We start from the raw sequence: 14764 nt of genomic DNA, 5'->3' as shown, positions 1-14764 counted from the left end.
ATCGGGCGATGAGCGACCTGTTCGATAATCTCGATCATCGCCGGGCGATCATCGACCGGCGCGACCTCGCGGCCCGGCTCGACGCGATCGCCGCCGAAAGCAGTGATTCGGCGGTGCGGCGTCGCGCGATGGTGGCGCTGCTCAAGGCGGCGCTCGATGATGGACGTGCAGAGATCGAGCGACGGCTGCTCGAACGGCCGTCGTCGGGGCGGGTCGCGGCGAATGCGACGGCGTTCCTGATCGACCAGCTCATCCGGCTCAGCCATGATTTCACCGTCGGCCATCTCTATCCGTCGCCGAACCGTTCGGCGGGCGAGCGCATCACGCTGATCGCGGTCGGCGGTTATGGACGCGGCGAAATGGCGCCGCACAGCGACATCGACATCGGCTTCCTGACCCCGTTCAAGCAGACGAGCTGGACCGAGCAGGTGATCGAGGCGCAGCTTTATACATTGTGGGACCTTGGGCTGAAGGTCGGGCATTCGAGCCGGTCGCTCGACGAGATGATCCGCGCCGCGAAGGACGATCTGACGATCCGCACCGCGCTTCTCGAAGGACGCTTCATCTGGGGCGACCGCGACCTTTACGACCAGGCGTCGGCGCGTTTCGATGCCGAGGTCGTCGCGGGCAATGCCCGTGCCTTCGTCGCCGAAAAGCTTGCTGAACGCGACGAGCGGCACAAGCGCATGGGCGATTCGCGCTATGTCGTCGAGCCCAATGTGAAGGAAGGGAAGGGCGGTCTGCGCGACCTCCACACGCTCTTCTGGATTGGCAAGTTCATCCACCGTGTGCGCACCGTCCCCGAACTCGTCGATGCGGGGCTGATGTCGGCGCGCGAGCTTCGCCAGTTCGAGCGCGCCGAAAATTTCCTGCTCGCGGTGCGCTGCCACCTCCATATCCTCGCGGGCCGCGCCGAGGATCGGCTGACCTTCGATTTCCAGCCCGAAATCGCGCGGCGGATGCATTTCGCCGACCGGCCAGGGAAGAGCGCGGTCGAACGCTTCATGCAGCTCTATTTCCTCCACGCCAAAAGCGTCGGCGACGTCACCGGCACCTTCCTTGCACATCTCGACGACCAGATGGCGGCGCGCGGACGGCGCTTCCTGCCAACGATCCGGCGGCGGCCAGGCAAGCTCCACGGCTTCGTGCTCGACCGCGGGCGGCTCGCGCTGCCGTCGGACGACTTTTTCCAGCAGGATCCGGTGCGGCTGGTCGAGATTTTTGCGCTCGCCGACAAGCACGGACTCGAAATCCATCCGCAGGCGATGCGGCAGGCGCGCCACGACGCCAAGCTGATCGAGACGCAGGGCGTGCGCCGCATCGCGCGCGCGAACGAGCTGTTCCTCGACGTTCTGACGTCCCCGCGCGATCCCGAAACGGTGCTGCGCTGGATGAACGAGGCCGGGGTTTTCGGCCGCTTCGTTCCCGATTTCGGGCGCGTCGTCGCGCAGATGCAGTTCGACATGTACCATCATTATACGGTCGACGAGCACACGATCCGCGCGATCGGGTTGCTGGCGGATATCGAACAGGACCGGCTGAAGGACGATCACCCGCTGTCGACCGCGATCATGGACCAGATCCATTCGCGGCGTGTCATCTATGTCGCGGTGCTCCTCCACGACATCGCCAAGGGGCGCGGCGGCGATCACAGTGTGCTCGGCGCCGAACTTGCGTTGCGCGTCTGCCCGCGATTGGGGCTGAGCGCAGCCGAGACCGAGACGGTGTCGTGGCTCGTGCGCTACCACCTGCTGATGTCGGCGACCGCTTTCAAGCGCGACCTTGCCGACTTCAAGACGATCCTCGATTTCGCGCAGATCGTGCAAAGCCCCGAACGCCTCCGCCTGCTTCTCGTGCTGACCGTCGTCGACATTCGCGCGGTCGGGCCGGGTGTCTGGAACAGTTGGAAACGGCAATTGCTCACCGAACTGTTCGACGCCGCCGAAGAGGTGCTGCGCCTCGGCCACAAGCAGAAGGGGCGCGAGACGCGGATCGCGGCCAAGAAAGAAGCCGCTGCGGCACTCCTCGGCCTCGATGCCAAAGCTTTTTCCAGGCTGATCCGGCCGCTTCCCGAGAGCTACTGGATCGCCGAGCCGGTCGAGGTGATCGCGGCAAACCTGCGTCACATCCAGGAAGCGGGCGACGCGCCGCTCCATATCGCCGCGGTGCCCGACGAGGATCGCGGCGCGACGCTCGTCATGGTATTGGCTGCCGACCATCCGGGGCTCTTCTATCGCATGGCGGGGGGCATCCACCTCGCTGGCGGTAATATCATCGACGCGCGAATCCACACGACGCGCGATGGGCTCGCGCTCGACAATTTCCTCGTCCAGGACCCGCTCGGGCGACCGTTCGCCGAGAGCGGCCAGATCGCGCGCTTGACGCGTGCGATCGAAGATGCGCTCGCAAACCGGCAGAAATTGCTGCCGAAACTCGAGGCGCGCGCGCTGCCACGCGCGCGTGCCGAGGCCTTTCGTGTCGCGCCCAATGTCTTTGTCGACAATAAGGCGTCGAACCGCTTCACTGTGATCGAGGTCAATGCGCAGGACCGGCCGGCACTACTCAACCAGCTCGCCTATGCGCTGTTCCAGTCGAAGGTGACGGTGCATTCGGCGCATGTCGCGACTTATGGCGAGCGCGCGGTCGATACATTTTACGTTACCGACCTGATCGGCGACAAGATCGACAGCGCGACGCGCGTGAAAAGCCTTGAGAAACGCTTGCTCGAAGCCGCGGCGAGCCACAGCGAGGATGCGGTCGCGGCCTAGAAGTCGAAGCCGTGCTGAACCGGGGCGACGGCGACCGCGACACCTTCGAGTTCGAGCATCCGGGCCTTGGACGTCGAACCGCCCGACGCAGAGAAGCCCCCGATCTTGCCGCCTGCCGCCAAGACGCGGTGGCAGGGGATGATCAGCGGGATGGGGTTGGTCGCCATCGCCTGCCCGACGGCGCGGGCATGTTCGGGACCCGCGTCCAGCGCCCGTGCGACGGCACCATAGGTGGTGGTCTCGCCCCAACCGAGCTTGCGTACCAAGGCATAGACCTGAGCAAAGAACGGCGGCTGCTGGCCCGGATCGATCGGTATGTCGAAAAACTCGATCCGCTCGCCGTCGAAATAGCGGATCGTGTCGTTGATCACCGCCCGCATTTCGGCCGGGGGCTCGGCACGCATCGCGTCGGGCAGGCGGCGCAAAACGGCGCGCTCGGTTTCGCCCGCGCTCGGCGCAGGCAGACGAAAGCTGGAAATGCCGGTGTTTGTCCAACCGATGGCCGCGATCCCGGCGGCGGTTTCGAAAAGCTGGTAGCGGTTATGACCGGGCATGTTCGTCCCTCATCTTCGGTTCGATATAGGGAAATATTCTGTCCCAACCATATCGCCGGGGATGTTTGCCTTTAGCTGCTCGCTGGACCCGCCATCGCCGCCGCTGCGGCGAGAAGCCCGCCGTTGAAACGCTGCGACAGCGCGGCGTCGGGGATCGCGTTGAACGCATGGATCGCGCCAGCATAGCTGTGCAGGTCGACCGGCACCCCTGCCGCGACAAGGCGGCGCGCATAGTCGAGATTCTCGTCGAAGAAGAGGTCGAGGCTGCCGGTCGCAATATAGGCTGGGGGCAGGTTCGACAGATCCTCGGCAAGGCTCGGCGAAAACCAGCCGCGCCGCGCGTCTGCGGCCTTGTAGTCGCCTTGCAGCGCCGCCCAGCCGAACCGGTTGCTTGCGCGCGTCCAGATGAATTCGCCGGTCGTGGGGTTATTATACGGACAGGCCTCGCTGCCGGTGCGGTGGTCGAGCATCGGATAGGTCAGGAGCTGTCCCGCGACCGCTGGCCCGCCGAGGTCGCGCGCCATGATGGTGAGTGCGGCGGCGAGCCCGCCGCCCGCGCTCTCGCCCGCAACCACGATCCGGTTTGCATTGAAGCCGAACGCATCGGCCTGCGCCGCGAGCCAGCTCAACGCCGAATGGCAATCCTCTTGCGGCGCGGGAAAGGGGTGTTCGGGGGCGAGGCGATATTCGACCGATACGACCGGCACGCCCGCCGCTGCAGCCAGCGCTGCAGGTCCCGCCTGCATCTGCTCGACCGATCCCATCACCATGCCGCCGCCATGGATGTGGAGGATCGCACCACCATCCGGATGCGTTGTGGCCGGGCGATAGAGGAAGACCATGATGTCGGGCCCGCCATGGATCGACGGCACGACCAGTTTTTCGGGCGCGATCACCGGTGGCGGCAGTATTGCATAGGTCTCCGCCGCGCGCGCACGAATCTGCGCGATCGGCGCCGCGTCGAGATCGACGCGCGGAAACAGGTCGATGATCGGCGCGATCTCGCGGTCGACGAGGTGGCGGGTGTCCATATCAAACTCTCCCCTTTGTCGTCGGCGATGCGAAGATCAGCCGCGCAGCGTCGCTCCGACCTTCGCCGCGGCGGCAACGACCTTGTCGGCGATCGCTTTCAGATCGGCATCGGTGAAACTTTTTTCCAGCGGCTGCAACTCGACCTCGACCGCGAGGCTGACCTGGCCCTCGGGGACGCCCGTGCCTGCGAAGCGGTCGAACAGCCGCGCCTCCGTGATGTTCGCCTTGTCGGCGCCGCGGATCGCGCGCACCAGTTCGGCGGCGGTCAGGCTCGTCGGAGCGAGGAAAGCGAAGTCGCGGCGCACCGATTGCAGCGCGGGCGGGGTGAAGGCTGCGCGCGCCGGGCCGCTCGCACGCTTCGCCGGGATTGCGTCGAGGAAAATCTGCACGGCCATTACGGGGCCGTCGACGTCGAAGGCGCGCGTGAGTAGCGGGTGCAGCGCGCCGAATTCGGCGAGAACTGCCTTGGGGCCGAGGCGCAGCGTTGCCGACTGGCCGGGATGCCAGATGCTGCCGGTCGTCACCGCTTCCATCACCTGCAAGCGGTCGACGGGGGCGCCGGCGGCTTCGAGCAGGGCAAGCGCGGCGGCCTTGGCGTCGAACGCATCGAACGGTGCGGCCTTGCCTGCCTGCCAGCCGCGCGCGCGCTTGTCGCCCGCCATCAGGACGGCGAGAGTCGGATGCTCGGCATCCGACAGGTAACGCCGTCCGATCTCGAACAGGCGGATGCTGCCGGCGCCGCGATTCTGATTGCGCTGCGCCGCGGCGAGCAGGCCGGGCAGCAGCGACGGGCGCATGACCTTCAGATCTTCGCTGATCGGGTTGGCGAGGCTCCAGGTGCCGCCGCCGAAGGGCGCAGCGTCGGCCTCGCTGATGAACGACCATGTCACGGCCTCGTCGAATCCCGCCGCAGCAGCGGCACGGCGCAGGCGGCGTTCGATCATCTGTTCGGCCGTCGCGGTCGGTTTGGCGACGCCATCGGTGCGCGGCAGCGGGACCGACGCGATTGCGTCGAAGCCGGTGATGCGCGTGACTTCTTCGACCACGTCGGGGGCGGCGTCCATGTCGCGGCGCCAGCTCGGCACCGATACCTGCCAACGGCCGCCCTGTTCGATCACGCCGAAACCGAGCGCGGCGAGGATGTCCTTCTGCCGGTCGGGTGCGATTTCGATCCCGCCGAGCGTGGCCGACAGCGACGGATCATAATCGATCGTCTTCACTTCGGCCGGCGGCGTGCCAGCGCGCGCGACCGCCGAGGGCGTGCCGCCACAGATCGCGAGCACATGCGCGGTGACGATCGCGGTCGCGTCGTCGAGGAAGGCCGGATCCACCCCGCGTTCGAAGCGGCTGCGCGCGTCGCTCGAGAGGCTGAGTGCCTGCCCGGTGAGCGCGATGCGTTCGGGGGTGAAATAGGCGATTTCGAGCAGCACGTCGGTCGTCGTCTCGCTGCACCCGCTATGCTCGCCGCCCATGATGCCCGCGATGTCGTGGACGCCGGTGTCGTCGGCGAGCACGGTCATCGTATCGGTGAGGCTGTATTCCTTGCCGTTGAGGGCAACGGCGGTTTCGCCGTTCTTCGCGCGCCGTGCGACGAGAGCGCCGGTGAGCGTCGCGCGATCATAAATGTGGCTCGGGCGGCCGAGGTCGAACATCACATAATTGCTGATATCGACAAGCGCCGATATCGAACGCTGACCGACCGCTTCGAGGCGGCGGCGCATCCATTCGGGGGCGGTGCCGTTCGTGACGCCCGAAATTGTCCGGCCATAGAAGGCGGGGCAGCCCTCGGGGTCGTCGGTCCGGATTTCGGTCGTGGGCGCACCCTCGCCGGCGATCGTCGGGATATCGAGCGGCTTCAGCCTGCCGAGCCCGGCGGCGGCCAGGTCGCGTGCGATCCCGCGAACGCCCATACAGTCCTGCCGGTTCGGGGTGATCGAAATGTCGATCACCGGATCGCCCGCGCCGCTGTAGTCGGCGAAGGGCGTCCCGACCGGGGCGTCGGCGGGCAATTCGATGATCCCGTCATGATCGTCGCCGAGTTCGAGCTCGCGCGTCGAGCACATCATGCCGTTCGATTCGACTCCGCGCACCGCTGCCACCTTCAGTTCCATGCCATTGGCAGGGACGACCGCGCCGGGCAGGCCGAGCACGCCAACCAGACCCGCGCGCGCGTTGGGTGCGCCGCACACGACGGTCAGCGGCGCGCCGCGGTCGCCGGTGTCGACGGTCAGCACCTGCAGCTTGTCGGCCTGCGGATGTTTTTCGGCGGTCAGTACCTTCGCGACGCGGAAGCCGGCAAGTTTCTCCGCCGGATTCTCGACGCCTTCGACCTCGTGGCCGATGCGGTTGAGCGTCGCGACGACATCGGCGACCGAATAGTCGCCATCCAGATGTTCGCGGAGCCAGTCGAGGGTGATCTTCATGCCGATACTCCTCCGCTCAGCGTCGGGACCGACAGCGCGCCGAACCCATAGTGCGACAGCCAGCGCAGGTCGCCGTCGAAGAAAGCACGTAGGTCATCCATCCCATATTTCAGCATAGCCAGCCGGTCGACGCCGACCCCGAAAGCAAAGCCCTGCCATTCGTCGGGATTGAGTCCGCAATTGGCGATCACGCGGCGGTTGACCATGCCGCTGCCTAGGAGTTCCATCCAGGCATGGCCTTCGTCGTCGCCATTGCCACCGACGATCCGGCGGCCTTTCTCTTGCTTATAGCCGACGTCGACCTCGGCCGAGGGCTCGGTGAAGGGGAAATAGGAGGGGCGCAGGCGCAGCACGATGTCGTCGCGTTCGAAATAGGCCTTGAGGAAGGTTTCGAGCGTCCATTTGAGGTGCCCCATATGGATGCCGCGATCGATCACCAGCCCCTCGACCTGATGGAACATCGGCGTGTGCGTCGCGTCGCTGTCGCTGCGATAGACGCGGCCGGGCGCGATGATGCGGATCGGGGGTTCCTGCGACATCATCGTGCGGATCTGCACCGGCGACGTGTGCGTGCGCAGCAGCATCGCGCGCCCTTCGGCGTCGTTCATCTGCGGCGGGAAGTAGAAGGTGTCGTGCATCGCGCGCGCGGGGTGCGTTTCGGGAATGTTGAGCGCGGTGAAATTGCGCCAGTCGTCCTCGATCTCGGGACCCGTCGCGACGGCAAAGCCCATGTCGGCGAAGATTTCGGCGAGTTCGTCCATCACCTGGCTGACCGGGTGGACGCTGCCGCGCGGCGATGCGTCGGCGGGCAGCGACATGTCGATCGTGTCGGCCGCGAGTTTGACGTCGAGTTCGGCGGCGTCGAGCGCGGCCTTGCGCGCGCCGAGCGCGGCGGTGACCGTTTCGCGCAGGGCGTGGATCCGCGGACCCTGCGCCTGCCGTTCCTCGGGGGTCATGCCGCCCAGCGTCTTGAGCAGCGCGGTGATGCTGCCCGCTTTGCCGAGCGCGGCGACGCGCAGTGCCTCGACCGCGCCTGCGTCGGCCGCTGCTTCAATCTCGCTCACCAGCTGGGCCCGGATGGCCTCGATATCGCTCATCGTCGTTTGTCCTGTTCCGGCGGCGCCGTCGCTGCCGGCCTTATGTTTCGTGCGTCATGTGGGTCAGGCGGCTGCCCGCGCGTCCGTTGCCAGCCGCTTGCACCGAAGGCGCGGCGCGGGTCAAGTCTTGCGGTGCGACGGGCGGCGGAAAACCGGGCTATGCGGCGGTTATTCCCCGGGCTGGTGCAGCCCCTGGACCGCGGCCCCCGCAGCGGCGGCGCGCGCAACGGCGGCGGCGCCCAATATCGGCTTGGGGCGTGCGGCATAGTCGCGCGGGCTCATCCCCATGAAACGCTGGAAATCGCGGGTGAACTGCGCCTGATCGTAATAATGATGATCCATCGTGTCGATCCACGCCATCGACGGGTCGAGCATGAACCGGCCGAGCGAACGCAGGAAGCGCTGGCGGCGCAGGAGCAGCTTGGGCGAGAAGCCGAAGGCGCGGTGGCTGAGCCGTTCGATCGAGCGTTCGGACAGCGCGAGCTTGGCCGAGAGGTCGGCAACGCTCGACAGCTCATCGTCGACCAACGCCCGGTGCGCGGCGAGGATAGCCGGATCGTCGGGCGGCGCATGGGAGAGAAGCGCGCAGAAATGGGCGTCGATCAGCGCGACGGCAGCGTCGATGTCATTGACCTGCCGCAGCGCAGCGGCGAGCGGCGCGAAAGGCGCGAAGGCCGGGTGTGCGGCGCCGTCGCACGACCTGTCGGCCAGCTCGTCGGCGGGCAGGGAGAGGAATTTGGCCCAGCCCATCGGGAGGACGCCGATGCCCCAGAGGCGCATGTTGCCCGCCGCGAAATAGGTCGCGTGGCTGGTCGGGCCGGTCACGACGAAGCGCGGGGCGAGTTCGGCCGGGCGGCCGCCGACCGCCGCGAGCGGGGCCTCGCCCTCGATAAACCGAATATTCGCCCATTCGGGGTGCAAATGGTCTTCGACGCGATCGTCGCCGGGAACTGCGACTTCGGTGAGGTAGATGGTGCTGAGGTAGGGGCGCAGTACCGGCGACAGGGGGAAGAAGCGCGTCGCGACCCGCGCGCTGGCCGGAAGGTGGGGAGATGCGTCGCTGTGCGGCATGCTGTCCCATTTTAGCCACCGAAGTGCATGAAAAACAATGTCCCGGTGCCGATATTTGTCGGGTTCTTACAATTTTACTCGCAGCGGCTGCGGCATAGTTGCGTGGTCTGCTTCGAAAGGGGCGTGCGAGGAGAATCGCGGCGTGACGCCAGGGGATGGGGCTTGGCGGGGACCTGAAATAAACGACTGATTTTCCGAGCTTCGTTCCGGCCGTCAGCTTTCTGCGACCCACGGCTATTCGGATCGGACGGGGGGCGATGGTTTCCACTGGAACCATTGTCGGGGCGGTGCAGGGCGGAAGCCCGGCGCCGCCTCTTCCTTTTCAGCGCTTTCGCGGGATTGGCCCGTGTCTGGGCGATCGACGGGGGGCTTGCAACCAGCCGGATCGGGGATCACCATTGCGAAACCCGGCAGGGGCCGGGTCGAAGGGGAGTTGCCATGAAACTTTCTGCACTATCGGCTATTGGTTTTGTCACGGTCTTCCTCACAACCGGATGTGTGGAAGACATGCCGCGTCCGGAACGTCCGCGTCCCGAAAGGCCGATGGCCTGCACGCAGGAATATGCGCCGGTCTGCGCGGTGAAGCGTGGAAAGCGCAAGACGTTCAGCAATGCCTGCATGGCACGGGCCGAGCGATATACGGTCGTCAGCGGACAGGCGTGCAACAGCACGCAGTAAGGACGCGTGAAGTCCCAAAGAAAAAGGGCGGCCCCGCCGGGACCGCCCTTGTTTCGTTCGATTGGCTGAAAAAGCGTCAGGCTGCCTTGGGCAGCGCCGCCTTCGCCTGTGCGATGATCGCGGTGAACACGCCGCCTTCGTTCATCGCGAGGTCGGCCATGACCTTGCGGTCGAGCTCGATCCCGGCCAGCTTCACGCCGTGCATGAACTGCGAATAGGTCAGGCCCTCGGCGCGAACCGCGGCGTTGATGCGCTGGATCCACAGACCGCGGAACGACCGCTTCTTAACCTTACGGTCGCGATAGGCGTATTGGCCGGCCTTTTCGACCGCCTGCTTGGCGACACGAATGGTGTTCTTGCGACGGCCATAATAGCCCTTCGCCTGTTCCAATACGCGTTTGTGCTTGGCGCGCGTGGTGACGCCGCGTTTGATGCGTGACATGCCTTAGCGCTCCTTACTTCAGGCCGTAGGGCGCCCAGAGGCGCACATGGGCCACATCCGAATCGCTGAGCACGCTGGTGCCGCGGTTGGTGCGGATATATTTCGAATTGTGCGAAATCAGGCGGTGGCGCTTGCCGGCGACGCCGTGCTTCACCTTGCCCGAGGCGGTGAATTTGAAGCGTTTCTTCACACCGCTCTTGGTCTTCAACTTGGGCATTTTGGTCTCCTTTGGAAGTCCGTTTGCGTATCGGCCTGGCAGCCCTTTCAGCCAGCCGACACAATCGGAAGGCGCGCGCCTAGACGGATTCGCTTAGGAATGCAAGCGCAGCAGGCTAAATTGCGGCTCCACCTTCGAAAGGGAGCGAGTCGCATGAGCGAGGAATATTGTGCCATGAAAGGCGTCGTCCCGCACTTGACGATCCGGGACAATCGCGCGGCCGAGGCGATCGATTTCTACGCCCGCGCCTTCGGCGCCACCGAAAGCGGGTGCCATATGGCCGACGACGGCAAGCGTGTCATGCATGCGCATCTCGATCTGAACGGCGGGTCGCTGATGCTCAATGACGATTTCCCGGAGATGATGGGCGGCGCGGCACCGCCGCCAGCGGGGGTCGGGCTGCATCTCGACGTGGCCGATGCCGATGCCGCATGGGCAAAGGCGCTTGCGGCGGGCGCGACGGTGCGTTTCCCGCTCGACAACCAGTTCTGGGGCCAGCGTTACGGGCAGGTCACCGACCCGTTCGGCCATATCTGGTCGATCGGCGGGCCGGTCACCTAAAATCCCGACGCCGGACTCGCCCGCGATTCTAGAAGCTCGCGCCGTCGACCTTTTGGATATTCAAAGCGTCGAGGTCGGCGGCGGGGACGCAGCGCAGATTGACCGCCGCCATCTTCGACCCGTCGGGACCCGTGCCGACCGAAAAGCTCTGGCAGCCGCATGTCGCGCAGAACTGATGGTCGATATTATGCTTGTTGAAGCGGTATGATGCGAGCTGGTCGGCGCCGCTCTCCAGCCGGAACCGGTCGATCGGCACGAAGGTCAGGAGGAAGCCCTTGCGCCGGCAGTGCGAGCAATTGCAGCTCATGGCGGTATCGGGAATTTCGCCCTCGACGCTATAGCTCACCGCGCCGCAGTGGCAGCTTCCTTCAAAAGCCATGTCGGTTCCTCTCCGTTCAGTGGTGGCAGGCCAAGCCTTCGATAACATCCTCGAGCCGTGCGGGGTCGCCGAGCGCGATGACATGGCCTTCGCTCTCGGCGCTCAGCGGGTCGCCGTTCCAGTCGCACATCGTCCCGCCCGCGCCCTCGACGATCGGTGCGAGCGCGGCGAAATCGTGCAGCTTCAGCCCTGCTTCGACGACGAGGTCGATGTGCCCGCTGGCGAGCAGGCCGTAATTGTAGCAATCGCCGCCGAAGACCATCCGCTTGTGCGACGTTTTCGCTGCCAGCGCCATGAAATGCTCGCCGTCATGGTCGCTGAAATATTGCGGCCCGGTCGTCGCGAGCACCGCGTCGGCGAGATTGCGGCAGGGGCGCGTGCGGGCGGGCTTGCCGTTGAACAGCGTGGGCTGTCCCATCGCGCCGACCCAGCGTTCGCCGGCGATCGGCTGGTCGATGATACCGAGCACGGGCCAACCGTCCTGGAGCAGCGCGATCAGGGTGCCGAAGATCGGCCGGCCGGCCATGAAGCTGACGGTGCCGTCGATCGGGTCGAGCACCCACTGGCGCGACGCATCGGGGCGTTCGGCGCCATATTCCTCGCCGATAATCCCGTCGCGGGGCGCTTCGGCGTCGAGCAGGCGGCGCATCGCGGCTTCGGCGGCGCGATCGGCTTCGGTCACCGGCGAGGCGTCGTCCTTGGCTTCGTGCTGATAGGCGGAACGGAACAGCGGGCGAATGGCGGCGCCGGCGGCGTCGGCAAGGCGGTTGGCGAGGGCGATGTCTTCGGCGCGCATGGGGGCTCCAATGGGTGGCAATCAAAGGCCAATGCCATGCCTGCCGGCGCGAGGCTAGAGGAGCCAGTCGATCGGCAGGTGCGAGAGCAGCCACACGGTCGTGCGGTTCCAGGCGGTGGTTCCGGGTTCGACGGTGAGGACGCCTTGCCTTCCATCGGCCGTATCGCCCCATTGCAGCTTGCCCTTTGGCGACAGGGTCACGGCATAGCTGTGATCGGGGAGGCGTTCGCGTAGTCCGTCGGCGACGAGGCCCGACAGATAGGGGCTGTCGATCAGGAAGCCCATCTCGCAATTGAGTTCGGCGGAGCGCGGGTCGAAGTTGAACGAGCCGACGAACAGCTTGCGCCGGTCGATGACAAAGGTCTTGGCGTGCAGGCTTTCGCCGCCGCCGCTGAAACGGGTGGCATTATGCGCGGTCTCCGCGCCCCGCCCTTTCGGCCCCGGGCGCACTTCGAACAGATGGACCCCCGCAGCGAGCAGGGGCTGGCGCTTCTTGACATAGCCGGCGTGAACCAGCGGCACGTCGGTCACCGCGAAACTGTTGGTCACGACAAGCGTGTCGACCCCGCGCCGCGCGAGGCCGGTCAGCAAACTGGTGCCCGATTTGGCCGGAACGAAATAGCCCGACACGAGGTCGAAGCTGCTGCGGGCATCGGCGATCACCGGTTTCAGCCGGTTGATGAGCAGCGATTCGGGCGGCTCGGCACCCAGCGCCTTCGCCGGATCGTCGCTGAACAGCTGGACGTCGGTCCATTGCCAGTTGAGCGTTTGCGCCATCGCATCGCGGATGAAGGCGGTCGCGGCGATCGCTTCGCGATATTGCTGCCCGCGCACGCTGCTCGATTCGGGCGGATCGCGTAGCATCGCCATCGGCTTCGCGCGATCGGCGGCGATCAACAATTCGGCGGGATAGGCCGAACGGCTATTCCAATATCGGTCGAACTGCGCCGATACCTCGGGCAGCACCGCGCCGATCGCGAGCGCGTCCATGTCGATGAACAGCCCGTCCTGTTCGGCGCCGAAATATTCGTCGCCGACGTTGCGCCCGCCGACGATCGTCACCGCGCCGTCGATGGTCAGCGATTTGTTGTGCATCCGCCGGTTGAGGCGCGGAAAGGCGAAGAGATAATTCGCCGCGCGGACGCGCCGCAGGGTCAGCGGGTTGAACAGGCGCACCTCTATTCGCGGATGCGCGTTGGCGCCCGCCAGCATCGGGTCGAGCCCGGCGGTGGTATTGTCGTCGATCAGCAGGCGGACGTGCACGCCGCGGTCGGCGGCGCGCACGAGTTCGGCGAGCAGGATGCGCCCCGACAGGTCGTTGTTCCAGATATAATATTGCAGGTCGACCGACCGCTGGGCGGCGCGGATCATCTCGACCCGCGCGGCAAAGGCGTCGAGCGCGTCGGGGAGGAGATAGATGCCGCTCATCCCCGGGTGCCGCGCTGCGACCGGCGCGATCGCCGCGGCGATCGGGGTGTCCTGCCCGTCGAGGGCTGCACTGGCGCGCCGGCCGTCGAGCGACGGCAGCGGGAACGCCGCCCACAGCGCGATGGCGAGCAGCGCGAAGCTTCCGGTCAGGAAGATCAGCGACCCGATCATGCGCCGGACGATCCGCCGCCGGCGCCGTGGATTCCGTTCAGGCAACCGCATTCGCCATTGTCGTGCATCGCCCCCGCCGCGTCTCCAAGCCTCGCCTGCGCCAAGACTGGGCGCAAAGCGGCGCCAAGGCAATGTGTCGATTGGGCGCGGGGCTTAGTCGAAGAGCGAGGAGACGCTCGATTCGTCGGCGATGCGCTTGATCGCTTCGCCGAGCAGCGGCGCGACGGTGAGCGCGCGGACCTTGCTGCTGTCGTTCACCGCGTCGGTCGGCTGGATCGAATCGGTGATGACGAGTTCGGTGAGTTCGCTCGCGTCGACGCGCGCGACCGCGCCGCCCGACAGCACGCCATGGGTGCAATAAGCGACGACGCCTTCGGCGCCCGCGGCCTTGAGCGCGGCGGCGGCGTTGCACAGCGTGCCCGCCGAATCGACGATATCGTCGATCAGGATGCAGAAGCGGCCCTTCACGTCGCCGATGATATTCATCACTTCGGATTCGCCGGCACGTTCGCGGCGCTTGTCGACGATCGCCAGCGGGGCGTTGTCGAGGCGCTTGGCGAGCGCGCGCGCGCGGACCACGCCGCCGACGTCGGGCGACACGACCATCAGATTCTTGCCCGCAAAGCGCGCCTGGATGTCGGCGCTCATCACCGGCGCGGCGTAGAGATTGTCGGTCGGGATATCGAAGAAGCCCTGAATCTGTCCGGCGTGCAGATCGATCGCGAGCACGCGGTCGGCGCCCGAGGTCGTGATCAGGTTCGCGACGAGCTTCGCAGAGATCGGGGTGCGCGGGCCGGGCTTCCGGTCCTGGCGGGCATAGCCGAAATAGGGAACGACCGCGGTGATGCGCTTTGCCGAGGCGCGGCGCAGCGCGTCGTTGATGATCAGCAATTCCATCAGATTGTCGTTCGCGGGGAAATTCGTCGGCTGGACGACGAAGACATCCTGACCGCGGACATTCTCATGGATTTCGACGAAGACCTCTTCGTCGGCGAAGCGGCGCACGCTGGTGTCGGTCAGCGGCAGTTCGAGATAGTCCGCGATCGCACGGGCCAGCGGCAGGTTGCTGTTGCCGGAGATGAGTTTCATGGCGTGCAAGGCCCTTTCGCGCGGGGTGGGATTGCGCGCCCCCTTAGCCAGCGTGGGC

14 protein-coding genes are annotated in these 14764 nt (G+C 66.1%); 3 read left to right on the top strand and 11 right to left on the bottom strand.

The features are described 5' to 3' along the window. The first annotated feature begins 8 nt into the window (after positions 1–8). On the top strand, positions 9–2768 hold the full coding sequence (locus VGN62_RS18380) for a [protein-PII] uridylyltransferase (protein WP_327456586.1): 2760 nt from the start codon (positions 9–11) through the stop codon (positions 2766–2768). On the opposite strand, the gene VGN62_RS18375 is transcribed toward VGN62_RS18380, so the two are convergent. The 5 genes from VGN62_RS18375 to VGN62_RS18355 form a co-directional block, all read right to left on the bottom strand. After that, complete coding sequence (locus VGN62_RS18375; RefSeq protein ID WP_327456584.1) at positions 2765–3322, bottom strand: methylated-DNA--[protein]-cysteine S-methyltransferase; 558 nt, start codon at positions 3320–3322, stop codon at positions 2765–2767. The two genes, VGN62_RS18380 and VGN62_RS18375, sit on opposite strands and share 4 nt — an antisense overlap. A gap of 71 nt (positions 3323–3393) precedes the next feature. Continuing rightward, entirely contained in the window at positions 3394–4353 is a 960-nt protein-coding gene (locus VGN62_RS18370; RefSeq protein WP_327456582.1) for an alpha/beta hydrolase, read from the bottom strand. Between the two features lie 36 nt (positions 4354–4389). Continuing rightward, entirely contained in the window at positions 4390–6777 is a 2388-nt protein-coding gene (pheT, locus tag VGN62_RS18365) for a phenylalanine--tRNA ligase subunit beta (protein ID WP_327456580.1), read from the bottom strand. After that, positions 6774–7874 (bottom strand): phenylalanine--tRNA ligase subunit alpha, encoded by a 1101-nt coding sequence (gene pheS, locus VGN62_RS18360; protein ID WP_327456577.1) that lies wholly within the window; start codon positions 7872–7874, stop codon positions 6774–6776. The genes pheT and pheS overlap by 4 nt, the downstream gene beginning before the upstream one ends. A 168-nt stretch (positions 7875–8042) precedes the next feature. Further along, positions 8043–8945, bottom strand: a complete 903-nt coding sequence (locus VGN62_RS18355) for a helix-turn-helix domain-containing protein (RefSeq protein ID WP_327456575.1) — start codon at positions 8943–8945, stop codon at positions 8043–8045. Between the two features lie 438 nt (positions 8946–9383). On the opposite strand from VGN62_RS18355, the gene VGN62_RS18350 reads away from it, so the two are divergent. Further along, positions 9384–9623, top strand: a complete 240-nt coding sequence (locus VGN62_RS18350) for a hypothetical protein (protein ID WP_327456573.1) — start codon at positions 9384–9386, stop codon at positions 9621–9623. Between the two features lie 76 nt (positions 9624–9699). On the opposite strand, the gene rplT is transcribed toward VGN62_RS18350, so the two are convergent. After that, the gene (gene rplT / locus VGN62_RS18345) at positions 9700–10065 is read right to left on the bottom strand and encodes a 50S ribosomal protein L20 (protein ID WP_093509889.1); all 366 of its coding nucleotides are present in this window, start codon (positions 10063–10065) and stop codon (positions 9700–9702) included. Positions 10066–10078: 13 nt separating this feature from the next. Beyond that, on the bottom strand, positions 10079–10282 hold the full coding sequence (gene rpmI, locus VGN62_RS18340) for a 50S ribosomal protein L35 (RefSeq protein ID WP_106000796.1): 204 nt from the start codon (positions 10280–10282) through the stop codon (positions 10079–10081). Positions 10283–10435: 153 nt separating this feature from the next. Here rpmI and VGN62_RS18335 point away from each other — a divergent pair, with 153 nt between their 5' ends. Then, a complete protein-coding gene (locus tag VGN62_RS18335) occupies positions 10436–10843 on the top strand; it encodes a VOC family protein (RefSeq protein ID WP_327456566.1) in 408 nt (135 codons plus the stop codon). Positions 10844–10871: 28 nt separating this feature from the next. On the opposite strand, the gene VGN62_RS18330 is transcribed toward VGN62_RS18335, so the two are convergent. From VGN62_RS18330 to VGN62_RS18315, 4 genes are all read right to left on the bottom strand, one after another. Next, the gene (locus VGN62_RS18330; protein ID WP_327456564.1) at positions 10872–11222 is read right to left on the bottom strand and encodes a GFA family protein; all 351 of its coding nucleotides are present in this window, start codon (positions 11220–11222) and stop codon (positions 10872–10874) included. A 16-nt stretch (positions 11223–11238) separates the two neighbouring features. Beyond that, a complete protein-coding gene (hisN, locus tag VGN62_RS18325) occupies positions 11239–12018 on the bottom strand; it encodes a histidinol-phosphatase (protein WP_327456561.1) in 780 nt (259 codons plus the stop codon). 54 nt (positions 12019–12072) lie between these two features. Continuing rightward, positions 12073–13617, bottom strand: coding sequence for a phospholipase D family protein (locus VGN62_RS18320; protein WP_327456559.1), 1545 nt, complete (start codon positions 13615–13617; stop codon positions 12073–12075). 153 nt (positions 13618–13770) lie between these two features. Next, the gene (locus VGN62_RS18315; RefSeq protein ID WP_037515690.1) at positions 13771–14706 is read right to left on the bottom strand and encodes a ribose-phosphate pyrophosphokinase; all 936 of its coding nucleotides are present in this window, start codon (positions 14704–14706) and stop codon (positions 13771–13773) included. Between the last annotated feature and the right edge of the window lie 58 nt (positions 14707–14764).

This window comes from Sphingopyxis sp. (genome assembly GCF_035998905.1).
Lineage (GTDB): Bacteria > Pseudomonadota > Alphaproteobacteria > Sphingomonadales > Sphingomonadaceae > Sphingopyxis.
Note: the sequence above shows the minus strand (reverse complement) of the source record. Positions and strands in the feature narration are given on the sequence as shown.